This is a genomic window from Fructilactobacillus fructivorans (assembly GCF_001434095.1).
Classification (GTDB): domain Bacteria; phylum Bacillota; class Bacilli; order Lactobacillales; family Lactobacillaceae; genus Fructilactobacillus; species Fructilactobacillus fructivorans.
Genome location: NZ_AZDS01000004.1, coordinates 86,600 through 111,926 on the forward strand (window position 1 = coordinate 86,600; position 25,327 = coordinate 111,926).

23 protein-coding genes are annotated in these 25,327 nt (G+C 40.8%); 9 read left to right on the forward strand and 14 right to left on the reverse strand.

Annotation, left to right across the window (positions count from 1 at the left end; all coding sequences use genetic code 11):
• Positions 1–2: 2 nt before the first annotated feature.
• Positions 3–812 (forward strand): DUF6198 family protein, encoded by an 810-nt coding sequence (locus FC73_RS05000; RefSeq protein WP_010022932.1) that lies wholly within the window; start codon positions 3–5, stop codon positions 810–812.
• A gap of 50 nt (positions 813–862) precedes the next feature.
• Here the strand turns inward: FC73_RS05000 and spxB are convergent, their stop codons facing one another.
• The 3 genes from spxB to FC73_RS05015 all read right to left on the reverse strand — a co-directional run bounded on the left by spxB (position 863) and on the right by FC73_RS05015 (position 4,145).
• Positions 863–2,608, reverse strand: coding sequence for a pyruvate oxidase (gene spxB / locus FC73_RS05005; RefSeq protein ID WP_010022934.1), 1,746 nt, complete (start codon positions 2,606–2,608; stop codon positions 863–865).
• A 120-nt stretch (positions 2,609–2,728) separates the two neighbouring features.
• Complete coding sequence (locus FC73_RS05010; protein ID WP_010022936.1) at positions 2,729–3,496, reverse strand: ABC transporter permease; 768 nt, start codon at positions 3,494–3,496, stop codon at positions 2,729–2,731.
• Positions 3,489–4,145: an ABC transporter ATP-binding protein gene (locus FC73_RS05015; protein ID WP_010022937.1), complete on the reverse strand. Its 657-nt coding sequence runs from the start codon at positions 4,143–4,145 to the stop codon at positions 3,489–3,491. Before FC73_RS05015 ends, FC73_RS05010 begins: the two co-directional genes overlap by 8 nt.
• A 117-nt stretch (positions 4,146–4,262) precedes the next feature.
• Here FC73_RS05015 and rlmD point away from each other — a divergent pair, with 117 nt between their 5' ends.
• Both rlmD and FC73_RS05025 read left to right on the forward strand, forming a co-directional pair.
• A complete protein-coding gene (gene rlmD / locus FC73_RS05020; protein WP_010022938.1) occupies positions 4,263–5,675 on the forward strand; it encodes a 23S rRNA (uracil(1939)-C(5))-methyltransferase RlmD in 1,413 nt (470 codons plus the stop codon).
• 16 nt (positions 5,676–5,691) lie between these two features.
• A complete protein-coding gene (locus FC73_RS05025; protein WP_010022939.1) occupies positions 5,692–6,099 on the forward strand; it encodes a hypothetical protein in 408 nt (135 codons plus the stop codon).
• Positions 6,100–6,155: 56 nt separating this feature from the next.
• On the opposite strand, the gene rbsU is transcribed toward FC73_RS05025, so the two are convergent.
• The 3 genes from rbsU to FC73_RS05040 all read right to left on the reverse strand — a co-directional run bounded on the left by rbsU (position 6,156) and on the right by FC73_RS05040 (position 9,080).
• On the reverse strand, positions 6,156–7,073 hold the full coding sequence (gene rbsU / locus FC73_RS05030) for a ribose/proton symporter RbsU (protein WP_010022941.1): 918 nt from the start codon (positions 7,071–7,073) through the stop codon (positions 6,156–6,158).
• A 123-nt stretch (positions 7,074–7,196) separates the two neighbouring features.
• A complete protein-coding gene (gene glpK, locus FC73_RS05035; protein ID WP_029327207.1) occupies positions 7,197–8,708 on the reverse strand; it encodes a glycerol kinase GlpK in 1,512 nt (503 codons plus the stop codon).
• A 120-nt stretch (positions 8,709–8,828) separates the two neighbouring features.
• Positions 8,829–9,080 (reverse strand): hypothetical protein, encoded by a 252-nt coding sequence (locus tag FC73_RS05040; RefSeq protein WP_010022943.1) that lies wholly within the window; start codon positions 9,078–9,080, stop codon positions 8,829–8,831.
• Positions 9,081–9,222: 142 nt separating this feature from the next.
• On the opposite strand from FC73_RS05040, the gene FC73_RS05045 reads away from it, so the two are divergent.
• Both FC73_RS05045 and tyrS read left to right on the forward strand, forming a co-directional pair.
• A complete protein-coding gene (locus FC73_RS05045; RefSeq protein ID WP_010022944.1) occupies positions 9,223–10,017 on the forward strand; it encodes a tyrosine-protein phosphatase in 795 nt (264 codons plus the stop codon).
• A gap of 245 nt (positions 10,018–10,262) precedes the next feature.
• Positions 10,263–11,516, forward strand: a complete 1,254-nt coding sequence (gene tyrS / locus FC73_RS05050; RefSeq protein WP_010022946.1) for a tyrosine--tRNA ligase — start codon at positions 10,263–10,265, stop codon at positions 11,514–11,516.
• Between the two features lie 124 nt (positions 11,517–11,640).
• Here the strand turns inward: tyrS and apf are convergent, their stop codons facing one another.
• The 4 genes from apf to FC73_RS05070 form a co-directional block, all read right to left on the reverse strand.
• On the reverse strand, positions 11,641–12,291 hold the full coding sequence (gene apf, locus FC73_RS05055) for an aggregation-promoting factor (RefSeq protein WP_029327208.1): 651 nt from the start codon (positions 12,289–12,291) through the stop codon (positions 11,641–11,643).
• Positions 12,292–12,630: 339 nt separating this feature from the next.
• The gene (gene trxA / locus FC73_RS05060) at positions 12,631–12,951 is read right to left on the reverse strand and encodes a thioredoxin (RefSeq protein WP_010022950.1); all 321 of its coding nucleotides are present in this window, start codon (positions 12,949–12,951) and stop codon (positions 12,631–12,633) included.
• Entirely contained in the window at positions 12,926–13,708 is a 783-nt protein-coding gene (locus FC73_RS05065; protein ID WP_010022951.1) for a TerC family protein, read from the reverse strand. The genes trxA and FC73_RS05065 overlap by 26 nt, the downstream gene beginning before the upstream one ends.
• A 16-nt stretch (positions 13,709–13,724) precedes the next feature.
• Entirely contained in the window at positions 13,725–14,372 is a 648-nt protein-coding gene (locus FC73_RS05070; protein WP_040472404.1) for a glycoside hydrolase family 73 protein, read from the reverse strand.
• A 187-nt stretch (positions 14,373–14,559) separates the two neighbouring features.
• Between FC73_RS05070 and FC73_RS05075 the strand changes: the two genes are divergently transcribed.
• Positions 14,560–15,483, forward strand: a complete 924-nt coding sequence (locus FC73_RS05075; RefSeq protein ID WP_056936298.1) for a magnesium transporter CorA family protein — start codon at positions 14,560–14,562, stop codon at positions 15,481–15,483.
• A 55-nt stretch (positions 15,484–15,538) separates the two neighbouring features.
• A complete protein-coding gene (locus tag FC73_RS05080) occupies positions 15,539–18,271 on the forward strand; it encodes an MMPL family transporter (RefSeq protein WP_010022954.1) in 2,733 nt (910 codons plus the stop codon).
• A 43-nt stretch (positions 18,272–18,314) separates the two neighbouring features.
• On the opposite strand, the gene FC73_RS05085 is transcribed toward FC73_RS05080, so the two are convergent.
• The 3 genes from FC73_RS05085 to FC73_RS05095 all read right to left on the reverse strand — a co-directional run bounded on the left by FC73_RS05085 (position 18,315) and on the right by FC73_RS05095 (position 21,116).
• A complete protein-coding gene (locus FC73_RS05085) occupies positions 18,315–19,472 on the reverse strand; it encodes an MFS transporter (RefSeq protein WP_010022956.1) in 1,158 nt (385 codons plus the stop codon).
• 526 nt (positions 19,473–19,998) lie between these two features.
• Positions 19,999–20,442 carry a MerR family transcriptional regulator gene (locus tag FC73_RS05090; RefSeq protein WP_010022959.1) on the reverse strand — a complete coding sequence of 148 codons (444 nt, stop codon included), beginning with the start codon at positions 20,440–20,442 and terminating at the stop codon, positions 19,999–20,001.
• Between the two features lie 17 nt (positions 20,443–20,459).
• Complete coding sequence (locus tag FC73_RS05095) at positions 20,460–21,116, reverse strand: histidine phosphatase family protein (RefSeq protein ID WP_010022960.1); 657 nt, start codon at positions 21,114–21,116, stop codon at positions 20,460–20,462.
• Positions 21,117–21,252: 136 nt separating this feature from the next.
• Here FC73_RS05095 and FC73_RS05100 point away from each other — a divergent pair, with 136 nt between their 5' ends.
• Together FC73_RS05100 and FC73_RS05105 are read left to right on the forward strand one after the other, a co-directional pair.
• Positions 21,253–23,391 (forward strand): LTA synthase family protein, encoded by a 2,139-nt coding sequence (locus tag FC73_RS05100; RefSeq protein ID WP_010022961.1) that lies wholly within the window; start codon positions 21,253–21,255, stop codon positions 23,389–23,391.
• Between the two features lie 96 nt (positions 23,392–23,487).
• Positions 23,488–24,297, forward strand: coding sequence for a hypothetical protein (locus tag FC73_RS05105; RefSeq protein WP_010022962.1), 810 nt, complete (start codon positions 23,488–23,490; stop codon positions 24,295–24,297).
• A gap of 34 nt (positions 24,298–24,331) precedes the next feature.
• Here the strand turns inward: FC73_RS05105 and FC73_RS05110 are convergent, their stop codons facing one another.
• The gene (locus FC73_RS05110) at positions 24,332–25,306 is read right to left on the reverse strand and encodes a type I phosphomannose isomerase catalytic subunit (protein ID WP_010022963.1); all 975 of its coding nucleotides are present in this window, start codon (positions 25,304–25,306) and stop codon (positions 24,332–24,334) included.
• Positions 25,307–25,327 lie beyond the last annotated feature (21 nt).

The following is a 25,327-nucleotide window of genomic DNA, read 5'->3' on the forward strand; positions in this document are numbered from 1 at the left end:
CTATGGCGAAAAAAACCGCTAATAGAAAAGCAAAACGTACCATTTCCATGACAGCTTCAATTATGTTCTTTATCCTTTCATTAATAATTAACTCTGCTGGAAATGTTTTAACTCTAGTAACAACTGCTAAAATTCATCCATCTTTTCTAGGTTCAGCATATTGGACGGCAGCTGAAACTAACCTTGGAAATGCCTTTCATTGGAACTTATTCTGGGCCTTTCTAATCTTAGGAGTTGCCATTACCATTTTGAATGCTTTCTTAGTTGGCCACTGGGACTGGGGACGTGCCATTGGAAACGTAATCTTCATGGTTCCGTTCTCAGCACTGATCCAAGTCTTCGACGATTTCTTCATGGATGGTTCTCTTCCAGTTATTGGAAAAGTATCATTCTTTGCCGGATTCCCAGAAGCAAAGGGTTGGATGATGGTTGTCTTCTATGTCCTCTTGAACTTCTTTGGAGTGGCATTGATCGCAACTGCCATCTCAATTTACCAACGGGTTAACTTGGTATTGCATCCAGCTGATGACTTAATGCAGATCTTAAGGTTTAAGTACTTTAATGGTGCTGCCGGAAAAGCTATGTGGGCTTCATACATTCCGCCTACAGTAATGGCCGTGGTTGCTTTTGCAATGACACGTCAGTTTACTAACTTGGGACTTGGAACGATCTTCGCGTTTCTCTTCCAAGGTGGAATCACGGGACTCGCAGATAAATACGTCTTCCCACACCTAAAGCATCAAGCTCTAGATGTCGGTGATGATGAATCAACAGTTGCCGAAGATATTGACGAAACTGATGTTAAAAAATAAGCAAAATAAATAACCGACCTCAATGAGGTCGGTTATTTTTATTACATATTCTACTTCAAACTTTTCATAATTTCACTGAGAGCCGGTTGACCATACACGTTATAACGTTTCTTATAATCATCAATCGTCTTCTGGTCAAACTGTTCTGGATCAAGTGGAACAAAACTCGTATCAATCGGATCAAAAGCCTTAATCTTGGCATCAATCACGATTGGTTTCGTGTTCCCTTCCGCCTGCATTCTGTCGACTTCTTCCATTGCAGCGTCCAGTTCATCTTGGCCCGATACTTTAAAGCCATGACCCCCTAGACCATCAGCTACTTGAGCAAAATCAGCTTCATACAGTTTCGTTCCATAGTCACTAATATCTGATTGAGCGTCTTCGTGTTCAATGTAACCAAAGCGATCATTAGACAGAACTACATTGATAACTGGTAGATTGTACTTGGCCTGGGTCAAGAGATCTTGCATAACCATGGCGAAACCACCATCACCCGAAATCGACCAAACCTGACGATCTGGATATGACAACTTGGCGGAGATAGACGCTGGCAGTCCAAAGCCCATCGTTCCAAACCATGGTGACATGGCAAACTTTTGCTCCTGATTAAGTGGTAATTGACGAATAGAATGCATCGTGTTGTTTCCAACGTCAAGTCCGTAAACCGCATCTGACTTGGAATGATCAGCCACGGCCTTCAAAACGGTCTCAGCACGCAAGCCCTCATCGTAATCGGTCGCAATGCTATCGAGCCATTTCAACCAGTTTTCGCGATCCAATCGGGCAGCCTTCAAGAAATCACTCTTAGAAAGCTTTACTCCTGAATCAATTAGCATCTCCAAAAATTCTTTGGCGTCACCATGAATGGTCAGGTTAGCCTGATATTGGCGCCCTAAATCCGCCAGGTTATTATTAACCTGAATGATCTGCTTGTCTTGAGGCATGAAACGAGCGAACGGAAAGTCGTTTCCCAGCATGATAATCAGGTCGGCAGCCTGTGAAACTTCAAATCCTGGTTTTGATCCAAGCCGTCCACGAGCTCCCATGTAACTAAGATTGTCGTTAGGCATGATCCCAGTTGCTGGAGCGGTGGATAAGACTGGCATGCTAAACTGATCAGAAACTTTCACGATTTCATCTCGAGCTCCCTTAGCCCCTCTTCCGTACCAAAGGACCGGATGCTTGGCTTCCTTAATCATCTTGACGGCTTCATCAACGTCAGCCTGCTTAGGATGAACCGTTTTAATGCTGCTTGAAACGTTTGCCGTTTTGATTGGTTCATAGTCAATTTCAGTTCCAAGGAGATCATTGGGTAAGATCACTACCGCTGGACCCTTCTTTTGATAAGCCGTTCTGATGGCTTCATCAATGATCTTGGGAATCTGTTTGGCAGTAGACGCCTGCCGATTGTAAACGGAAACGTCTGCAAACATTGGTAACTCGTCCATTTCTTGGAAGAAACGCGTGTTCATCATGGGTTGTGGCACCTGTCCAACGAGTGCCAACATTGGAGTATTATCTTCCTTAGCATCGTATAAACCGTTAAACATATGGGTGGCACCAGGTCCAGCTGAACCAAACGCTACCCCGATCTTTCCAGTGTATTTGTGGTCGGCTGATGCTGCCATGGCTCCAACTTCCTCGTGTCTTACCTGAACATATTTAATATTATCTTTTTCTTCATCTAGTGCATTCAATAAGTTATTCAAAGAACCAGCTGTGATGCCATACAAGTGATCGACATCCCAACTCTCAAGCACCTTTACCAGTGCTCGACTTGCTGTCATTTTACTCATAGAATCCCTCTTTTCATTTTTCAAACTTAACCTTTAACCCAACTGAATTATAAACCACTCACTTCATTTATCCTATTATTAACAATAAAAAAGACTCCACTCGGGAGTCTCATTTCTTGGTTAATTCATGTTTTTCAACTGATCGTTTTTGTTATAAAAGCTGTGATAACCCATGTAACAAGCAATGATGGAGCTAACCGCCGTGATTCCTAATAGCATAAAGGTTACCATGATCTGATACTTAATGGCCTTAACCGGATCAACTCCAGCAAAGATTAAACCAGCCATCATTCCTGGTAAACTAACTAATCCAACGGTCATCGCCGTATCAATGGTTGGTTGCATCCCAGTCTTGATACTGTCTCGAACAATGTCGGAGCAGGAAGTCTTAACGTCCGCCCCTAAGGCTAACTTCTCAATGATTTGTTGTCTGCGATCTTTGAACATGGAGTTCATGCTGCGATAGCAGAGTCCCAGGGCAACCATTGAATTACTGGCAACCATTCCCGTAATGGGAACGACCTGCGATGGAATGAATTTAATGGCACCAGCAAAAACCAGTACGGCAATTACCACCAGGGTACTGCTACCAAGGGCAATAATGGAAATGGGCAGCGCGTGCTCCATTCCGTTACTTCGTCCTTTAGCATTGTAAGCGGCATTGAACAAAATAATTAAAATCAAAGCGATGGTCAGAAAAAGGTTGTTAATGCGAAAGACAAATCGCAATACATATCCAACCACGAATAATTGAACCACACAACGGATGGTGGCAATGATAATGGACTTATCAATGCCCAGCTTTTCCTTCCATCCGACAAACAATGCAATTAAAACCAGCAGCCCGGTCAACGCAAGCGCTTGGTTTGAAACAATTAAATTAGGCATCTTTATCTCCCTTCACCAGTCGACCATCAACAATTGTGACTAACTCAGTTGCATGATCAATTTCATCCTGGTCATGAGTGATCATGATAATCGTTGTGTGATCTCTCTGATTAATGTAGTTAATCATTTTATGCACACTTGCCTTGGTCTTCTCGTCAAGTCCAGTCGTTACTTCGTCTAAAATGAGCACTTCTGGAACAAACATGATGTTTCTAATCAGTGCCACTCGTTGACGTTCCCCACCAGACAGGTTATCGACGGTTCGATCCAAATCACCATCACCTAAATCCACGGTTTGAAGAGCTTTTAGGGCATGATCCTTGTTAAATGGTTTATTCCGAATTTGATACGGAAACTCCAGATTATCCTTAACCGTGTTGCCAAATAAAGTTGGTTGTTGAACTGCGTACGATACTTTTCTGCGATATTCAATGGGATCTAGATCCGCGACGTTCTTTCCTTCAAAAATTACCTCACCGGAAGTTGGGGTGAGAAGATCCGCCAATAATCTAACAAAGGTCGTCTTTCCACTTCCTGAGGGTCCAGTGATTGTAACGATTTCTCCGGCATCAACGCTCCAGTTAATATCCTTGATGATTTCACGACCATCAGCACTGTAGCAAAGGTTCTTAGTTTCTAATATTGCCATTTTGACACCTCTCTTTTCCTCTTAATAAATTAACAGTATGATTATACAACACTTTTGTATCATATATGAGTCTGCTATAATGGCGTAGACGTTGTTATGAAGAAAAAAGGAGTTCTAATGAGTTATAAAAGAGTTAGAAACAGTTCAAAGAGATCGTCAAATGTTTTAGTAGAACTCCACCAACGAGTTACAGTCACCATCAAGCGTCTCGGAATTAATGGTGAAGGAATTGGTTATTTTCATCGTAAATTAATCTTTATTCCTGGTGCGTTAGTGGGTGAATTAGTTCAGGCTGATGTAACTGAAATCAAGCCAAAATATTTAAGGGGTACTCTGATTCAAATTGATAAAACCAGTCCATTTCGAGTTCAACCACGCGATTCATACGCTGGTGAGGTCGGTGGTTTTGAATTAGAAGATCTTGCCTACCCTAAACAATTAGAATTTAAACGCGATTTAGTTAAACAATCATTAAGAAGATATCATCCCCGTGCTTACGATCACTACGACGTAAGGGATACCATCGGCATGGATGATCCATACGAATATCGAAACAAAGCCCAGTTTCAGGTCAGAACTCAAGCAGATGGCAAAGTCATCGCCGGGTTATACAAAGAGGGAACCCATGAAGTAGTTGACATGGAAACCTGTTCCGTTCAGTACCCACTAACCATGAAGGTCATGCGCGCCCTAGTCGAAATGATCCAAGAATTAAACATTCCAACGTTTGTTGAATCGAACCACTCAGGCATCTTAAAAACACTGGTAGTTAGAGCGGCACTTAATACCAACGATGTGCAAGTGGTCTTTATCACTAATACACCTAAATTGGTTAAAAAGCATCAATTACTGGAGATGATCGCCGATCGACTTCCCGAGGTTACGTCGGTCATGCAAAACATTAATCCGGGTGATTCACCACTGATCTGGGGTGAAAAAACGGTTCATTTGGCTGGAAATGACAGTATCACCGAGAAAATCGATGGTCTCTCATTTGAATTGTCACCACGGGCTTTCCTCCAACTCAATAGTATTATGACACCTAAACTCTACCACTTAGCTGGGGAAGCACTTAACCTTGATTCAGACGATCGTTTAATTGATGCCTACTCGGGAGTGGGTACCATCGGTTTGACACTGGCCAACCAAGTAGCCGAAGTGAGAGGAATGGATACCGTTCAAGAAGCCATTACTGACGCTAACCACAATGCGAAAATCAACCACATTGATAACGCCCAGTACTACTTTGGAAGTGCAGAAGATCTCATGCCCCAATGGATGGCGGAGGGCTGGCGACCAACAGCTCTCGTGGTTGATCCTCCACGAGTTGGTCTTGATCAACACTTAATCGACGCCATTTTAACCTGTAAACCGGCTAAATTCGTCTACGTTTCATGTAATCCATCGACGTTAGCACAAAATCTGGTACAACTTACCAAGTCTTACAATGTCGATTACTTACAACCAATTGATATGATGCCCCAGACTCCCCATGTCGAGGTCGTCGTCAAATTCACTTTAAAGTCTTAGAAAGGTCTAATTGTCAATGAATCCATTTGATAACGACAATAATAATGGGAATAACGGGATGAACAACATGTTCCTTCCACCTAATTACGCTGTCGTTCAGAATAAAGAAACCCAGGAGGTCAAAGTCCAAAAAGTAGGCTTCTCATTTACCACGTTAGTTTTTGGAATCTGGCCTTCTGTTTTTCGTGGTGATTTCTATAACACCCTATGTATGATTGGCGTTGACTTCATCTTGGCAATGGTGTTAACCTTCTTAACCGGACTTAACATTGCTGCTTCTGCCTACGAAGTTTTTCTAATCATGCCCCTTGCATGGAGTTTCGTCTACAACATGATGTTCTTTAGACACCTCCAAAATAAGGGCTTTGTCCCGATCGATAAAAGATCGGCTGAACTTTTAAAACGAAGTCATTACTTTAAATAAACGAATAAAAAAACACTTCACATTATGTGAAGTGTTTTTATTTTGAGATTAATGATTTATAGCATAACGGTTACGGCAGCAGCTGCGATGATCAAAGCTAAACCGATCAAAGTAGCAACCATTTCCTTTGGAGTCTTCTTCTGGTGTAAGAAGTAAACACCGGTCAAGGTAGCAACAACTACTGATACCTGTGATAGAACGAATCCAGTGGAAAGACCTAACATAGTTGGTTGTGCAGCAATCAAATATGAGAATGCGGCAACTGCAAAGAAGAAACCAGCGATAATCTGTTTGTATGAAACAGCTTCAGCAAAAACATTTTCCTTCTTCATGTTCATCAAACCGTAGATAACGGCCATCAAAACCATTCCGACAGCTTGTGGCAAGAATGCTTGCATCCCGCTCATTGGAGCAGTTTGTGGTAAGAAGCCCTTGGCCCAAGTTAAGTTATCAACTTGTGGAGCGGCAGAGTACAACCAGTAACCAATTACACCAATTAACTGTAAGATAACGGCTTTCTTCAAAGCACCCTTATCAACGTTTTCTTTGTTTTGGCTCCAAGTTGTAAGCGTAGCACCGATGATGATCACGATCAAAGCAAGAATTCCAATGATCTTGTGACCAATCCCAGGCCAACTACTTAAAGCAAATGCACCCCACAAAGCAGTTACGATCAACTGGAATGCGGTGGTAATTGGCATAACTCTTGAGGATCCGATCAAAGAATAACCTTTAAAGGCCATGATTTGACCGAAGCCCCAACCCATACCAGACAAGATTCCGTAGACCAAGTTCCAGCCCATTGGGAATCCAGCTTTGGTGAATAATAAGACAACAATCGCAAAGATCAATGTACCAACTGTGGCACCAAAGATTTGGTTAGTTGGTTTACCACCAATTTTTGATGAAATGGTTGGAAATAGACCCCAACCGATCACTGGAATTAATCCAATTAATATTGCTTCAAAACTCATATCCCATACCTTCTTTTCAAAATTCTTTTTGTAACCTTTATTTACGAAATTAATTATAACACGGTAAAATCAAAAAGAAAACGTTTTCATTAAGAAAAACTTAAAAACTTGCCGAAGCAAGTCTTAGTTAATTGGTTTAAAAGCTTGGGTAGCACGGACCGCCCTTTGCCATCCTTGGTACAATTTAGCCCGTTCAGCTTCCTTCATATCAGGGATAAAACTCTTCCCTTCTTCATAAATGGATTGAACTTCATCTAAGTCTTTCCAAAATCCGGTTGCTAATCCACTTAAGATGGCAGCTCCAAATCCAGTAGTTTCCTCATCACTAGCTCGTTGAACCGGAATGTTCAAAATGTCAGCCTGAAATTGCATGAGATAACTATTCCGACTGGCACCCCCGTCAGCTCGAATCTGCGGAATTGTAAGCTTCGTGTCCGATTCCATCGTGTTGATGATGTCCTTAGTCCCGTACGCAATCGATTGAAGGGTGGCCTTAACGAAGTCATCACTGTTGGTTCCTCGGGTAATGCCAAAGACAGCTCCCCTCACATTTTGGTCCCAGTATGGAGCACCAAGCCCGTTAAAGGCCGGTACGACGTAAACCTCGTTGTGATCAGTTGAACGCTTAGCCGCCTGTCGTGATTCGGGGACACTGGTAATGATTTTCATCTGATCCCGTAACCACGTTAAAGCACTTCCAGCCACAAAGATTGATCCTTCAAGTGCATACGTGATTTCTCCGTTGATACCATATGCGATGGTGGTCAGCAGGTTTTCGTCAGAATACTGGGGATGATGACCAGTGTTCATCATAATAAAAGCTCCGTCACCATAAGTGTTTTCAACCATGCCCTTTGAAAAGCCCATCTGACCAATTAAAGCGGCTTGTTGATCACCAGCAATTCCCGCAATCGGAACACTAACACCGTAAAACTGATAGTTCTCCGTAGTACCGTAGACCTCATCAGAAGCGTGGACCGTCGGGAGCATTTTCTTTGGGATGTTTAAAATACTCAGAATTTCGTCATCCCATTTTAGATCATTGATGTTAAACATCATGGTCCGACTCGCATTGGTGTAATCAGTGATATGGTACTTGCCTCCCGAAAGCTTCCAAACCAGCCAGGTATCAATGGTACCAAATAACAACTCACCGTTTTCGGCACGTTTTTGTGACCCTGCCACGTGATCCAAGATCCACCTTAACTTGGTGGCCGAAAAGTACGAATCAATCACTAGTCCGGTTTTCTGATGGACTAAGTCCTCATAACCGTCATTTTTAAGCCCTTGGGCAATGCCATTGGTCTGTTTTGATAACCATCCAATGGCGTTATAAATGGGCTTGCCTGTAACCTTATTCCACACTACCGTGGTCTCACGCTGGTTAGTAATACCAACTGATGCAATGTTTTCTGGATGAATGGAAGCATCAATTAAGGCACTGGCAATCGCAGATAGAACGGAATTCCAGATCTCATTGGGATCTTGTTCTACCCATCCATCACTATTAACAATTTGAGGGACCTCTTTATAGCTTTCGATCACCTTTCGCCCGCTGTGATCATAAATGATCGCCCGGGTACTGGTTGAGCCTTGATCAATCGCTAATACATAATTTTTATTAGTGGACACCATTTTCATCCTCATTTCATCATATTTTGATATTTATACTAGCACGATTCAATCATTCCAACCACTTCTAAATTATAAAAAAAGAAAGCAGGAAAACCTGCTTTCTTGATCTCGTTATTCAAATTAACGCTTTACTTCAACTCTGATATCAGCATCAATGTCTTTGGGTTCAACCTGTTCGTCATAAGAGAAATCAGCATCCTTAAAGTATTCCTTGATTTCAGCGTTGATTTCGTTTAAGTCCCGAACGTCATTATCCTGCCGTTTGATAAGTAAAGTGTACTGTTTGTTGTCTTCATCAACGTTTTCAAAATCGTATCCAACGTCAACCGTGTTCAAAATTTCTTGAATCATTTGTCTTTCAGTCATTGCCATAATTCATTCTCTCCTTAATAAACTTCATATGCTAAGCTTATGCCATTTTCTAATATTTGTAAAATCATACCGCAAAAATCATACGAAATAAAGTCTTCATGATATAATTATTATATTACACTGCAATTGAAAGGTGGATTCCATGAAAAATCAAAGAGTTTTAACAATTCCAACGGGTGAAAATTTCCGTGAACTAGGTGGATACCCAGCAGCCAACGGTCAAAGTGTCAAATGGCACAAGTTACTTCGGGCGGGCCATCTCGGTTTGCTTAGCAAAAGTGATTTAAAAACCCTGGAGAATTACGGAGTTCGTTATGATGTTGACTTACGAAGTAAACCTGAAGTTGATATGTTAGCTGATCAAGTTGAAACTCAAAGCATTGAATATATCTTCGACCCCGTCTTTAAAGAAGATGCCACTGATAACTCTAAAACCCCAGCCGAAATGAAAGACCTCCTTGAATCCCATCCGACTTATGGACGCGACCACATGGAAAACGTCTACCGAAGTATGATCAACACTGAGCACTGTCGTCAAGCTTTTTATAAGTTATTTCAAATTCTACTTAAAAATCACGAAAATGACCAGGCCGTCCTCTTCCATTGTACGGCTGGAAAAGATCGTACCGGAATGTCAGCCACTTTCATTCTTTCAGCCTTAGGGGTTGATCAAAAAACGATCGAAGAGGATTACCTGTTAACCAATCAGGTATCCAAACCAGTGATTGATGCCCGGTTAGAAAAAGCCAAGAAAGAGGGCTACACTGAACCAGCCTTAAAGAGTTTGCGCTTTCTTTACAGTGTTTCCCCAGACTTTTTTAACGCCGCTATGGATGAAATTAACAAGTTATATGGCGGGATGAAACAATTCCTTCATCAGGGAATCGGTTTGACTGATAATGACATCAAAAAATTGCGTAAAATTTATCTTGAATAATTCAACATTGTTAATTAAGTAAACTAATGATACGATAAATTTATTCAATTAGTTTTATATCTGGGTGTAAAGAAAATTGGCGGTTGCTGCAAGCCATGCAGGATATAAAATGAACTACCTAAAACATAACAACAAATAAGTGCAGGTACACTCGTATCTGAACGTGGGTGGTACCGCGCACAAGCGTCCCAGTAGTGAAATCACTATCGGACGCTTTTTATTTGTCCAATTACAAGGAGGAAATTATGAACATTATTGAAGACTTAAAGTGGCGGGGTGCCATTAACCAAACCACTGACGAAGCCGGACTCGAAAAATTAACTAACAAGAAGAAAATTGCCTTGTACTGTGGAGTGGATCCAACCGGTGACAGTATGCACATTGGCCATCTGATTCCCTTTATGATCATGGAACGCTTCTCACGAGCTGGTTTTCACCCTTACATCTTGATCGGTGGTGCAACTGGTTCCATCGGGGATCCCAGTGGTCGAAACACCGAACGTCCCCTTCAGACCAAAAAAATGGTGAAACACAACGTTGAAGCACTGACGAACCAAATGAAACATCTTTTTGGAAGCGACAGTAACATTCACATCGTCAACAACTACGATTGGACGTCTAACATGTCACTCTTAGATTTCTTGCGGGACTACGGGAAACTCTTTAACGTTAACACCATGCTCTCTAAGGAAGTCGTTGCTAGTCGACTCGAAAAAGGCATTTCATTTACTGAATTTACCTACCAGATCTTGCAGGCCTTAGATTTTCTAACCCTCTACCGTGACCACGACGTTCAACTTCAAATCGGTGGTGGTGACCAATGGGGAAACATTACGGCTGGAATTGACCTGATCCATCGGATTGAGGGACAGGACGCCGAGGTCTATGGTTTAACCATCCCGTTGATGCTCAAATCTGATGGCACTAAGTTTGGAAAAACCGCTGGTGGTGCTGTTTGGCTTGATCCTAAGAAAACCTCACCATACGAATTCTACCAGTTCTGGCTCAACCAAAATGATGCTGACGTGATTAAGTACCTGAAGTACTTCACCTTTTTACCCCAAGCTCAAATCGATGAATTGGCCCAGAAAGTTAAGGATGAACCATGGAAGCGTGAGGCCCAAAAGACCCTCGCCCGGGAAGTTACGAAGTTTGTTCACGGCGAAGACGCCGTTAAACAGGCTGAAAACATTTCTCGTATTTTATTTCAGGGCAACGTTCAGGATTTATCCACTGAGGAAGTTAGTCAAGCCTTCAACAGTGTGCCAACCACCGAAATTAGTTCTGATCCCATTAACGTCATTGATTTGATCATTGCCGTTGGGGCCGATAAGTCCAAACGCCAAGCACGAGAGGACGTTAATAATGGTGCAATTACCATCAACGGCAGTAAGGTTATCGACGTTGACACCACCATTCAACCCCAAGACAACTTTGATGGTCAGTTTGTAATTATTCGTCGTGGAAAGAAACATTATTTCCTCGCCAAAGTTAAGTAAATTAATCCCAGTGTCGTGTTAAACACGACACTGGGATTTTTGTATCAAAAAAGGACGAAGAAAAATTCTTCGTCCTTTTGCATCTTGTTTTTCGTTTGAGTAATTGTTACCTAAAAGCTAAATCTTACCAGTAATTGTGTGATGCTCTAAATTGAGCAGCTGCAGCAACTGAACCGTAACGGGAAACAGCGTATTGACGAGCTACCCGTTCTTGGTTAGCTGGAGAGTAGTCACCATTTAAGTATGATGAAGATAATTGGTATTTACCAATGTACTGACCATTTCTGGCACTGTATGAGTTACCAGATTCCACTTGTGCGATTGATGCTAAACCAGAATCATCGCCAGTGTTACTTGCACTATTGTTGCTTGCAGCTGGTGTAGCAGCAGGCTGTGCAGTAGTGGTTGTAGTAATTACTTGTTGTTGTGTTTGAGCAGGTTGTGCTGCTTGTGTGGTTTGCTTTGGTGCAGCAGTGTATGAAGCATTACTACTTACCTGAGCTGTTGGTTGTTGTGTTTGAGTATTGTTGCTTTGGTAAGTCATGTTGTTTGCGTTAGTAGGTAATGTTAACTTCTCTCCGACATGAATCATGTTAACGTTGTTAAGGTGGTTAACTTTAACAATGCTGTTGACGCTAGTGTTGTGTTGCTTTGCGATTTTTGAGACTGTGTCGCCGCTCTTAACGGTAACTTGTTTAGTGTTAGTGGCAGCGTTAGCGTTGAAGCTAGCGGTCATTAATACTCCGGCTACTGTGAAAATAGATGCGAAAAGCATCTTTGCGTTTCTAGATTTTAATAAAATGATAAATCACTCCTATAAATTTTTGTTACTTCCGTTTTCTTAAAACTGAAATATACTCAAACAACAATTTCATATTCTAAATATTGATATTTACACACCAAAAACAGGAATGTTAAAAAAAAGAATATTTTGTCACGTTGTAATCTTTATGTAACAAAAATCAAAAGAATGCCCGCTTTTCAGGATTGATATCTCATTCACAAACTCATTTTTAGCAAAAGAAAAAGCCTTTTGCCATAAAAAAAGTTATTCAAAGCATAAGACTTTCCTTAAATTCATCAAAATTAATGGTTAATTAATAGCCCATTTCAATCATTTTTCGGCTAATTTACGGTCCAAATAGTGCTCCAATTTGCTCTTCGGATACACTCCGGTAACCTTTTCAACACCCTTGCCGTTGCGAAACAAAACTAGCGTTGGAATACTCATTACCCGATATTTTTTTGCGATGTCTTGATTATCATCAACATTTAACTTCATAAACTTGATTTTACCATCATACTCTTTTTCAAGTTCCTTCATGATGGGTGCCACAATCTTGCATGGTCCACACCATGGGGCCCAGAAGTCAACTACAGTCACTGGACCGGCCGTTTCCGAGGTAAAATTATTCTGATTTAGATCCACTGTCATCGTATTTTCCCCTCCTTACGTTAATCAAATGAATTATTAAGGTCACCCCGATTGTAACAATCACCAAAATTCCAAACCACCCTGCTGGGATCTCAATATCAATCATTGGAATTGATAAAAAGAGCTTTAAAGCGATGATAATGATTAGGAAATAGGCCATGGGCTGCAATTCTGAGATCTTTTTCATCAGCATCATAATAACTTCGGCCACTCCTCGCATTGCCAAAATTCCAATCATCCCACCAATCAGTACGATAACGGGATTGGGTGAAATGGCCAAGGATGCCAAGACCGAGTCAATTGAGAAAATAATGTCCATAAATTCAATTTGAGCCACTACCCACCAAAAGTATCTCCGGGTGTGGTTCTTTTTGTTGGGTTTTACCTGATGCGTATGACTCTTCTTATGTCGATTTTGATGCATATTATAGAAGAAACTAAAAGCAAGATAAAATAGATAAGCGGCACCTAGGACTTTAATAATCCAAAATTTAATCAAGTACACCCCGACCCCAATGATCAAGAATCGAAAGATGTAGGCTCCCCACATTCCGTAAAATAAAGATTCTTCCTGCCATTTTTTGGTAGGAAGAACCTGAGTTTGGGCCGCTAAGACGACCGCATTATCAACGGATAAAAGACATTCAATGACTACTAATGAGAAAATAATCAGCCAGTCGTTGCCAGACGAGATGACCGTCTCCCAGTTGTGTAGATCAAAAAAAGGACCATATAATTTAGCGATTAGGTCAAACAATCAAAGATTCCTCCATTTAATAATTATTAATTGCCTTAACATCATATTTCATTAATTTGTGATTAACAATGACCCCAATTAGCTTATTGGCGTAATCTGGGTCAGTAGCATAACCATTTTTCTGCAGTAAGTTAGCCTCTTGTCTGAAACTTGTAATTCCGGTTTTCTTTAAAAACTTGGTGTTCAAAGTTTCGTTGTGATCTTCAATTGCATCGGCAACTGATGGATATTTTCGAAATTGTCCAACTTCGGTGGTCTTCTTGTTGTTGACGTACTCCGTCGTATCATAAGAAATCGACTGTCCATTATAAGTTCCCTTTATGCCGAAGGGATTATTAGCTTTCTTATAAAGCTCCGATTGTCCCCAGTTGGATTCCAAAATAGCCTGTCCAATTACAATACTTGGCAATACTTGCTGTTTTTTCTCGTAAATTTTAGCGGCTGGATCACCAATCTTTTGGATGAACTCCTTATGTTGGGTCTCAATCTCTTTTTCCCGTTTCTTGGTATCATTATTCATCTGTTCCTGACGAACCTGATAAGAATGATTAATTAGCATGTGCCGAACCTTAAAGGCAGCAAACACTAACAGCAGAACTACAACAATCCCAATGACGATTGCAATCCAAATATTTTTCTTTTTATTGTGTTTCACGGACAACATCTCCCTATGTGGTTATTATACCTTAGCAAATTATTTTTTGGGTAAGTATTTATAATTACTTAAAAAGTTTCTAATCTATTTATAATTACGCACTATAATAGAAGAAACTGTTTCGAAAATCGACTAATTTAGCCATTTAGTGTAGTATGAAGTTATCTGAAAACATAATACTGGGAGTGGTTTGCCATTGATCAAAATTGAAAAAATCAACGACAATATTAACTGGATTAAAACCATTGATTGTCGTCCAGCTGATAAAGAAATCTTAAAAACAGAATATCATTTAAACAACGAAATGCTTTATTACGCCCTTGACCGTCACGAAAGACCGCGAGTGGAATATTACGACGATGAAGGAGTCCTTCTCTTCATTTTTGATGTCGCCGAACCAACTCGTTTTAACGGTGACGTTTCCGCCGAACCGATTGGAATCATCACTCATGGCAACATGTTGTTCACGTTTACCGCGGATAAAACTAATTTTGTAAATGAACTGATCTCATCAATCGTAAAGAAAGCCAGCAAAGAAGAGTTTGAAGCTATGCAGCCCATTGACGTGATCAACAAAACACTGTATCAACTATCAGTCCAATACTTCGATTACATCAATCAAATCAATAGTGTCAGGACCAACATTCAACGTAACCTGCGTGGCAAAGCCAACAAAAGTGCCATCAACCATCTTTTAAATCTTCAAACTGACCTGGTCTACTTTCTGACGTCCCTCGGATCCAACAACGACATGATTAATGACTTTAAGCGTCGTTTCACCATGTATCTAACCGAAGATCAAAAGGCCGCCGTTGAAGACATCAGCATTGAGCTTCAACAGGGACTCTCGATGGCTGAGATGGCCAACGCGGCCACTCAACAGGTTACGAGTGCCTATTCCAACCTACTTGATAGTGATCTAAATAACACCATTAAGTTTTTAACCGTTTTTTCGTTAATTTTAAGTGTTCCGAACATCGTCTTCGGTTTTTATGGTGAAAACGTGAAGTTGCCCTTTATGGATAAACCGTCAGCGTGGATCATCACAATTATCATTACGATTATATTTATTATCATCGTATTGCTCTTTTTACGCGCAAACCATTTCTTTAAGAACTAATTTAATATAAGATAAAGTTAGGGAGTAGTGAAATAAGGCGAAAGGAACATGTTGAATGAAACATTTTATAAAGACGTTACACGAAAATAGGATTTTCTCTCTAATTATCTGGCTGGTGATCATTTTTGCGGCGATTGTCAGTCTCCCCAACCTAAATCAGGTTGTAATGGAGGCTGGTAATCCCCAGATGAGTTCCAAGACACAGATGTCCAAAGCACAAAGACTGGAAAATCAGTGGGGCGGAGGACTCGACGGTACGAAAAGTATGAACGTCGTCTACCATGCCGATAAGGGTCGGATTACCAATTCTCAGCAGAAACAAATCTACGCAAAGGTTGGTAAGATTCAGAAAAGTAACGGTAATAATGGGATTAGCCGAATTACAACGGCTCATACCAGTCCCAATGGCGCCTCTAAGTTCATTTCTGATGACCAATCCACTGAGATCGTCAACATTCAAGTCCCAGAAAGCAACGCCAAAAGCTCGAATTTTGCGAACTCCATTCGCAGTCAGTTTAACGTTAATGATGGCCTTAAGACTTACGTCACTGGTCCGCAACTAATCAATCAGAACAACAACGAAAACATCCTCAACGTAACCAACGTTGTTACGATTGCTGCTTTCGCACTTGCATTACTCTTTATTGCCATTGCATTTCGATCCATTTTGGCTCCCATTCTGTCGTTTATCACGATGATGATTGCCTACCTGGTATCGCTGAGCGCAACGGCATTGATGGCAACCAGACTAGCATTGCCATATTCACCATACATTCCACTACTAACCACTTTAGTAGTCATTCTCTTTGGAACCGTTGCTAGTTTCTTCTTGTACCGCCGATTTGAATTGGTCCTTAGAAACTCAAATGATGAGGATATCGACCCAAGTAAGGTTGCCACAAGGAGTCTTGTTTATCCCTTTACCGCAGTAGCGGTCATTACCGCCCTAGCGTTTGGGTCACTCTACCTTCTTGGCTTTAGTTCCGTGAGAGCCATGGGCAGTATGGCGGTGGTTGTCATAATCACCTTACTGGCCGTTATGACCATCACACCCATGTTCATGCAGTTACTGGGACCAACCTTCTTCTGGCCCAAGAAAAAGACCCTAAAATTAGTTAATGAGGGCTTCTGGAGTAACTTAACCCACATCTCACTATGGCAATCAATCGTTGGTCTAGTAATTGCGTCGGCGATAACGGTTCCATTAGTGGCGTTTTACCGTTCTAACGTAACTTATCTTCCAAACAATAACTTAACCGCCAAGAGTCAAGCGGAAACTGGAAGTCGGGTTCTTCAGGCCCACTTCAATCAGGGTAAGCCAACTCCAGTCACGATCTATATTAAAAATAATCAACCCTTTAATAATGACAATACCATCAGTCCAATTGATGAAGTAACCACGAAGCTTCAGTCCCAAAAGAACGTTTCCCGAGTTTACTCTGTTACCCAACCTGGTGGAACCGAAATTAACAAGTACTACCTAAGGGATCAACTAAGTAAGACCGCTTCAACTTTGAAGGGCATTAGTAACTCCTTATCAGGATCACAGCGAACCCTGAAGGGTGCTAATCGAACTCTGAAACAGAAAAACATTAAGAATCAAACCAAGTCGGTTAATGCTCTCATTAGACAACTTGACCGTATTAATAACACTAGTCAACAGGCAGAAACCAATAATTTCCATACTTTCTCTCCCCTTGAGACAGCTCAATCGTCCAAGCAGGCTGAAAAGTCTAGGGCTCTTCGAAAGAACCTTACTCAACTTTCTGATCAATTGAGTAATACCAGTCAGAGTCTAAACAAGTTAAGTAATCAAATTTCAGATGCCCAAAACTCAGGAATTGATGCCCAAGAATCGGTTCGCCAGTATAGTAACCAGGCGGCCCGAGTTCGAAGTGAAATTGCTTCGGTCAACCGAACTTTAAAAGAAAGTAAGCGTAAATTAACCCCCATAACTGGTTACATAACCGGAGTGAAAAAGTCGAGTGCTGGTAACACCTTCTACATTTCACCACAACAGATTAATGACACTGACTTTTATCAAACCAAGTATAACTTTGCCAGTGAGAATCAAAAGATTACGAAACTAGAAGTTGAGTTCAATGATGAACCAACTGGTAACACTAATCTAAACAACATTCATAACATGCAAAATACGGTTAAGACCCAGTTGCAGAATACCAACTTAAGAAACGCAACGGTGGCCTACACCGGACAACCAATTGAAAACGCCAACGTGCAAACTAACTTCGACCGTGACTTTATGGTGGGAACCCTCATGATCTTAGCCATCGTCTTTGTTGGTTTAATCATCGTTAGTCGTTCGATCCTTCATCCATTGTGGTGGCTCATTACCTATGTAATGAGTGCACTGGCTGGTTTACAAGCCACTCAACTCATCATGCACTACACTACCAACGATGGTCGATTAAACTGGGAGGCCTTCATTGCCATGATTGTTCCCCTCGGAATCATTGGAACGTTTGAACTCACCCTCTTAGCCGTTTCATATCGAAAACAAAATCCTGATATGTTGGGATGGCTGCATAATGGCATTCATTCGTTTGGAAAAACCGTTAGTTACGTGATGTTTGCCACTATCATTATTATGGCGTCGCTCTTCTTCAGTCTCTTACATTCACTTGACTTCATCGGATTAGCGATCATCATCACCATTATTATTTTCAACGTGATCTTGCCGCTTGTCATGGGTGGACTTGGTAAATTATCCGTTACCTTGCCACTTGCTCAGTTGCATCACTTACCCGAACATAAAGCTAAAAAATGAGAATAAAGTAAAAATCCATCAGTTTCAACTGATGGATTTTTTATTATGCTTCAGGGCTATTTTCATGAATAGATTTAAAATAAAATCCCAACACAATCAACGATAAGACCATTGAAGTTAAACCGAATAATACAAAGGTCACTTGAATGTTAAGAATTTTTGAGAACGCACTAATGAATAACGATTCAAGTGCCATCAAAAGGGCTGTAATCAAATTACAGAATGACATTAGTGTGACTCTTAATTGTGGCACTACGATATCCTGTAACTCCGCATTTAGAGACGTATCCCAAATTTCAAAAACGGAACTAAAGATCACAAACGCAACTAACGCAATGATAAAATTCGAAACTCCTAAAAATAATGACATTAATAAGCCAATGATCATACTTGAGAAAATCACTTTAAGTCGATCAAATTTTGCTACCACTTTAAACACGTTGACCGAAAAAACTGCTCCAATTATTTCAATGATTGTTAGAACCAGCGCAATTCCACTAGTTTTAAAACTTGTAATCCAAGAAAGGTACAAGGAACCATACTGATACATGATTGATGCCGTAGCTTGCGAAATAGCTACTACTAAAATTAATTTCTGATAATTTCTATTACTAAATAAGAATGATTTTAATCGTTTTAAGACACCAGGCGCATTTGGATCAGCTGTAACCTGCTTTGGCTTGATTACTACCACCGTCATGATTGAAAGAAGATGCGCTATGATTGAAGCCATGAAAACCAGTGGCCACGAAATATCAGCTAAATATCCACCAACTAAATTACTAAAAGCAATGGTACAAATCATGATGGCGTTGTAGCGTCCCCAGAATTTCTGGTAATTTTGCTCATCATCTGCTTCATAAATAATCGCCTCATCGGTCCCAGAAATCAATGAGAGACCTAACCCAAACAGCGTGAAGCCGCCAAACACTAAAAAGTGATTATGAGCTACAAAGAAAGTCGCACCATACAACACGCACATGACCTGACCTAATATTAAGGTCGTCTTATAACCCAACCAATCAGCAATGATACCCGATGGTAATTCACAGACAACCTGTACGATATTAATTACTAGTTGGAGCATTGCAATCTGACCAACGGACCATCCCATGTGTTTCAAATAAAGCATCCAAATCACTAATTCAAAAGTCAAATTAGAAAAGAATGCATACGTATACATTTTCCTGATATTTTTCATAATTTCCCTCATTTCAACTTAACCATTCCGAATGAAGTTGAGGGAATTCAATCACTAATTCAGGAGAAATGATTCACCCAAATAATCAAATGAAATAAGAACTCAACTTCACTTTGCGACTATTTGGGCAAATGTGTTCCTCTGAATAAATACCGTTTGGTGCATCTGTAAAAATTTAATGTCAATTTCTAATAACTTCTTATTCATTTTATGACATCTCCTATGAAATAATAATTGTCCTGAAGTATATCTCTTTTAAATTTCAAAAACAATCACCAAAAAAGAGCCCGCACATCTGCGAGCTCTCTTCTTTAAGTTGTTAAATTTTAAAATATAAACAAAACGGAGACAAGTATCAAAATCGATACCAACCCCAGCATTGTCAAAATGACTTTTTCAAGCAACGCCATTATTGAATGACCCTTCCTAGCACTCTACTTTTTTACTGACAATCAATATGCTACCGTACATGAGCGATTCCGTCAAAAAATCACTGAGAATCATGATTCCTCCCAGTGATTTTTAACTAGTTTTCAATTGTTTTAACGCGATATTTAACGTCTCCATCGTCGCCAATATAACCATATAAACGTTTAGTATGAGCGTCATCGAAATATCCCATGTCAGCCATTCGTTTTCCGTCAACTTCATGACATCCATGGTCAACCCGTTTAAAGAATGAATACAAAAAAGCAATCCGTGACTTAAATTGGGTTGCCTTTTGGTAAGCCGTAGTTAAGGTGTAACCGTCATCTAGATAGTATTTCATTAATTTAATCAGAACAAAATTTGAAAAATCAAACACTCGCGATGCGAGTTTTTCCACCCGTGTGCTCTTAACGTATCCCTTTTTCTCCCAATATCGAAGTTGCCGTGGTGATACGCCAGTCATCTTACTAACTTCACCAATTCGAAAGATAAAGTCTTGCATGTTAAACGAACTTATTAGTTTGTCGTCGGTATCGTGCATTTGTCGCCTCGCCTCCACTACTTGTTGTAATCAGTGACCTTGATTTGATCGCCATCAACGCTCATCTTAGTAATACTTCCATTTGCAGGACGCTTGGTCATGTCATATTGACCGTCAGAAAAACGTTCTACCAAACTAAGAAGGGTATTGCCGTGACTTATCAGCAAAGCATTGTCACCATCTTTGATCTTTTTATCATGAGTAATCATTGAAAGACCTTGGTCGAGACGTTTCCAATAGTCTTCCGCATTTTCAGCCATATGAAATGGATCGGCCTCTTTCATATAGTCCTTGGCGGTATTGATATTATACTTGGTAACAATGTCCTTAAAAGTGGGAACCCCGTGAGGTGCACCAGCTTCGTACCAAGCCTCATCCATATTTAGTCCTTCAAAGTAACCATAAAATTGTTCACGAAAATCAGGAGATACAACCGGCTCATTGATATCCGATGCTGAATTACCATTTAAGATAATTTTAGCGGTGTCTTCTGCCCGAGTGGTGTCACTGCAGTAGGCTTGCACAAATTTAATGTTAGATAAACGCTTAGCGGTATCTTTTGCGCCAGAAATTCCCTTAGTGGTCAATGGTGAGTTACTCCATCCCTGTAACTTATTGAAAATATTAAAATATGTTTGTCCATGTCGGACAACATATAAAGTAAATTTTGCCATAGTGTCTCCTCCTTCATTCACCCTTTAAGTATATCACTTGTGAGCTTTAACTTTTCTCTAAGATTCCTATCGATCCTACCCAAATTTAAGAAATCTGATAAGATAGAGGTTGGACTTAAAAAGGGGACTTTATACCTTGAAAACGATTAAGAAAATTCTGTCCAAATGCAATACTAGAATTGGTTTTTTTGTCTTACTAGTAGTGCTTTTTTGGGCTAAAACTATATACGCATACTTTACTGATTTTAATTTGGGAGTAGATAGCAGTTTTCAACTGTTTCTTCTTCTAATTAATCCCATTGCAACTACCGTGCTCATGTTAGGGTTGGCCCTTTACTTAAAGCCAGCCAAGCTTTTTTATCCAGCCATTTTATTCCTGGATTTCTTAAATACGGTGCTCTTGTACCTAAACGTCATTTATTTTCGGGAATTCACCGATTTCATGACGGTTCCCACCATGACTGGTTACTCCAAGGTCAACCAAGGATTAAGCGGAAGCTCATTAGCACTGACCTCTCCCCATGATGTCTTTTACTGGGTTGACATCATAGCTGTCATCTTACTTTTATTATTCCGAGTAATCAAAATCGATAAGCGACCACTGAAAGCCAGCGTTGGTTTTGCGGTTTTCTCCTTAGGATCATTGATGCTGGTCGGAAACATCACCCTAGCCGACATGGATCGGCCCCAGTTGCTTACCAGAACGTTTGACCGAACTTACATTGTTAAGTACTTAGGCCTAGATTCATTTACCGTCTATGACGGTATCAAGTCCCAACAGACTAACAACATGCGAGCCAACGCCAACAAGTCTGACCTGACGGGAATTCTCAAGTTTAATAAAGAACATTATGCGGCTCCCAATAAGAAAATGTATGGGATGGCTAAGGGTAAAAACGTCATCATCATTCACCTAGAAAGTTTTCAACAGTTCACGATTGATAAAAAAATCAACGGGCAGGAAGTAACCCCGTTTCTTAACAAGCTGTATCACAGTAAGTCAACCTATTCATTTGATAACTTCTTCCATCAAGTAGGACAAGGAAAGACTTCCGACGCCGAAAACATGCTCGAAACCAGTACCTATGGATTGCCGCAGGGATCACTCTTTGCACAATTGGGTAGTGACAACACCTTTCAGGGGGCTCCTGCCATTCTGGGTCAAAAAGGATACACGTCCGCCGTCTTCCACGGAAACGTTGCTAGTTTTTGGAACCGGAATAACACGTATAAAAATTTAGGTTACGACTACTTCTTTGATGCGAGCTACTATGACACCTCTGGTGATAAATCAACCGGATATGGATTAAAGGATAAGTTACTCTTTAAAGATTCAACGAAGTACCTCCAACACTTACAACAACCCTTCTACGCTAAGTACATCACGGTTACTAATCACTTCCCTTATCAGCTTGATGCTGAAGATCAAAAGGATTCTGACTTTAAGGCCCCAGATACCAATGATCAGGCCGTGAACAACTACTTCGTAACGGCTCACTATCTGGATCAATCGGTTCAAGAATTGTATGCCTACCTTAATAAGGCCGGCCTACTTAAGAATTCCGTCATCGTTCTGTATGGTGATCACTACGGGTTATCAAATTCTGAAAACACGAGTTTAGCCCCGTTACTTGGCAAAGATCCAAATAACTGGAACGATTTTGACAACGCTCAGCTCCAACGAGTGCCATTTATGATTAACATGCAGGGAATTAAGAACGGTCACGTTGACCATACTTACGGAGGCGAAATTGACGTTCTCCCTACTCTCATGCATTTACTTGGGATTAGTTCTAAGAAATACATTCAGTTTGGAACCGATCTCTTCTCCAAACATCATGATCAGGTAGTAGCCTTCAGAAACCGTGACTGGGTCTCTCCTGAATATACTTCCGTTAACGGGACCGTCTATGACAACAAGACTCAGAAAGTGATCCATCCTGATAAAAAACTAAAAGCCAAGTTAGAAAAGATTCAAAGTAAGGTTAATGAAGAATTGTCATTATCAGATACTTTAAACGAACAAAATCTCCTTCGTTTCTATCATCCGAAGGGCTTCAAACCGGTTAATCCTCAGAAATACAACTACGCTAATGGTTTAGATCATGAGGAAAACATCGAGAAGAAGTTGGGCAAGGCTTCAACTAGTCTTTACTCTAAGAATCATGATAAGAACACCACCAAGCTGTATCATACTGATGCACCGGAAATTTATCATGGCTCAACTGATTCTAATCGAATTCAGATCACCAATCCTGATTCAAATAAAGAATAATCCAAAACCACATCACCTGATGTGGTTTTTTTGATGATAATCAACGCTTTAAACATGTGCTATAATGCGGTCAGCACTGGAAATGGAGGCTTTACAATGACCGAATACACAGTTACCCAAAGAGCTAACCAATACAAACAACCACGGGGAGGATTTATTCCCGTCGCAAGCTTGAACACTAAGCAATTTAGTGACAATGAATTTCTACCGATTGCTTCCGAAAACATTACCCCAAGCTTCATGGGCCTAGTCGTCGATTACCTGACCCGGTTTGAAGTTACTGGAGACGTCGTGGGTTCCTTCAGCATTCCTGAGATTGGTGCACATAACGTTGATCTCCTGGCAGCCCAAAAGACCGGTCATCCTTACAACGGTAATATGAAACGTTTTAAGGAACTAACAAGTCAAATTAAGGGCTTGGATGATCAGAGCATTCAGTGTGCCATTCAGCTGGTTAACTACGACATTGCCTATCGTATGGATCCTGCCTACTACGTTCCCCGCCCCAAGTACCAAGCAAACCAAGTGACATTGGAACACATCCAAAAAATGGTTAAACGTGGTACGCAGTTTTTACACACCGCTGCCAAAGGTGGCCCCATAATGGTAGATTTCGATTTTTCGGGTGCTTATACCGAGACGGTAGTTAATGGTGACGGTGACTACCTCACTAAAAATGGCCTCTGGGACTTCAAAGTTTCCAAGGCTAAACCCACCAACAAGTTTACCCTCCAGATCTTGATGTACTACATCATGGGGATGCACTCCGAAAATCAATCATATTTTGAAACGGTTCAACAGCTGGGATTATTTTATCCACGCCAAAATCTGCTGTACTGGATTAACGTTTCTGACATTTCCAAATCAACCATGGCAACGGTAACCAAAGATGTCATCGGATATTAAAAAGCTTCTATCTAAATGGATAGAAGCTTTTTTGTTAATTCTGATTCGCAATGGCCTGAACAATTACCACGTGACCCTTCAATTCATAATCTTTAACTTGTACGGGTAAAATATAAGTATCACCCTTCTTAACTGGATATGCTGTCCCATTAACAACTAGGGTTCCATCGCCATCAACCACCACATTAACGGAATAGGTAGTTACGTCCTTAATTTTAGTGTCATTTTCCACAGCAATCTGATAGACGTTAAAGTACTTTGACTTTAGTAACCGTAGTCGATCGGGATTGTCAGGATCTGGAACCCGTTTGGTTTGATCCTTTGCGGGTAAAATATTGGGAGTATTGGTAACTTTAATCGCATCGTCAATCTGGAGGGGCCGTTTTTTGCCAGTTTTCTGATTAACCCGATCAAAATCGTAGAAGCGCAACGTATTGTCAGAATTCTGTTCGACTTCAAGTGCCACAATCCCCGCTCCAAGCGAATGAAGGGTACCAGCCGGAACGTAAATCATCTCACCGGGTTGGACGGTCTGCGTTTCTAAAATCCGATCAAGTTCATGATGTTTAATCGCATCCCGAATCTCATCCTTGCTTGTTGCCGAATGACCATAATAAACCTGCGAATCCAGTTTGGCATCCAAAATGTACCAACACTCGGTCTTTCCGTTTCTTTCATTAAAGTACTTCTGAGCGTTCTCATCACTCGGATGAACTTGGATGGACAAGTTTTCCTTGGCATCCAGAATTTTGACAAGGAGCGGAAAAGCGACGTGATCCGGATGACCACCAAATAGTTCAGGATGTTTCTTCCAAATTTCTTTCAGGGTCTGTCCGGCGTACGGTTCATTTTCGACCACCGACAGATCATTACCGTAGGTGGACGCAATCCAAGCTTCCCCAACATGATCACTATTTAGCTGATAATGATAGCGCCTCAGTTCGGTGCCACCCCACATTTTATCCTGTAAGACAGGTTTTAAAAATAACGGAATTACCTTGGTTGTCATGATTTCACTCCTTCAGTTAAG

Excerpts from the sequence above, each read along its gene's own strand:
- FC73_RS05000 (WP_010022932.1), top strand. The coding sequence starts at position 3 with ATGGCGAAAAAAACCGCTAATAGAAAAGCAAAACGTACCATTTCCATG.
- spxB (WP_010022934.1), bottom strand. The coding sequence starts at position 2,608 with ATGAGTAAAATGACAGCAAGTCGAGCACTGGTAAAGGTGCTTGAGAGT.
- FC73_RS05010 (WP_010022936.1), bottom strand. The coding sequence starts at position 3,496 with ATGCCTAATTTAATTGTTTCAAACCAAGCGCTTGCGTTGACCGGGCTG.
- FC73_RS05015 (WP_010022937.1), bottom strand. The coding sequence starts at position 4,145 with ATGGCAATATTAGAAACTAAGAACCTTTGCTACAGTGCTGATGGTCGT.
- rlmD (WP_010022938.1), top strand. The coding sequence starts at position 4,263 with ATGAGTTATAAAAGAGTTAGAAACAGTTCAAAGAGATCGTCAAATGTT.
- FC73_RS05025 (WP_010022939.1), top strand. The coding sequence starts at position 5,692 with ATGAATCCATTTGATAACGACAATAATAATGGGAATAACGGGATGAAC.
- rbsU (WP_010022941.1), bottom strand. The coding sequence starts at position 7,073 with ATGAGTTTTGAAGCAATATTAATTGGATTAATTCCAGTGATCGGTTGG.
- glpK (WP_029327207.1), bottom strand. The coding sequence starts at position 8,708 with ATGGTGTCCACTAATAAAAATTATGTATTAGCGATTGATCAAGGCTCA.
- FC73_RS05040 (WP_010022943.1), bottom strand. The coding sequence starts at position 9,080 with ATGGCAATGACTGAAAGACAAATGATTCAAGAAATTTTGAACACGGTT.
- FC73_RS05045 (WP_010022944.1), top strand. The coding sequence starts at position 9,223 with ATGAAAAATCAAAGAGTTTTAACAATTCCAACGGGTGAAAATTTCCGT.
- tyrS (WP_010022946.1), top strand. The coding sequence starts at position 10,263 with ATGAACATTATTGAAGACTTAAAGTGGCGGGGTGCCATTAACCAAACC.
- apf (WP_029327208.1), bottom strand. The coding sequence starts at position 12,291 with ATGCTTTTCGCATCTATTTTCACAGTAGCCGGAGTATTAATGACCGCT.
- trxA (WP_010022950.1), bottom strand. The coding sequence starts at position 12,951 with ATGACAGTGGATCTAAATCAGAATAATTTTACCTCGGAAACGGCCGGT.
- FC73_RS05070 (WP_040472404.1), bottom strand. The coding sequence starts at position 14,372 with ATGTTGTCCGTGAAACACAATAAAAAGAAAAATATTTGGATTGCAATC.
- FC73_RS05080 (WP_010022954.1), top strand. The coding sequence starts at position 15,539 with ATGAAACATTTTATAAAGACGTTACACGAAAATAGGATTTTCTCTCTA.
- FC73_RS05085 (WP_010022956.1), bottom strand. The coding sequence starts at position 19,472 with ATGAAAAATATCAGGAAAATGTATACGTATGCATTCTTTTCTAATTTG.
- FC73_RS05090 (WP_010022959.1), bottom strand. The coding sequence starts at position 20,442 with ATGCACGATACCGACGACAAACTAATAAGTTCGTTTAACATGCAAGAC.
- FC73_RS05095 (WP_010022960.1), bottom strand. The coding sequence starts at position 21,116 with ATGGCAAAATTTACTTTATATGTTGTCCGACATGGACAAACATATTTT.
- FC73_RS05105 (WP_010022962.1), top strand. The coding sequence starts at position 23,488 with ATGACCGAATACACAGTTACCCAAAGAGCTAACCAATACAAACAACCA.
- FC73_RS05110 (WP_010022963.1), bottom strand. The coding sequence starts at position 25,306 with ATGACAACCAAGGTAATTCCGTTATTTTTAAAACCTGTCTTACAGGAT.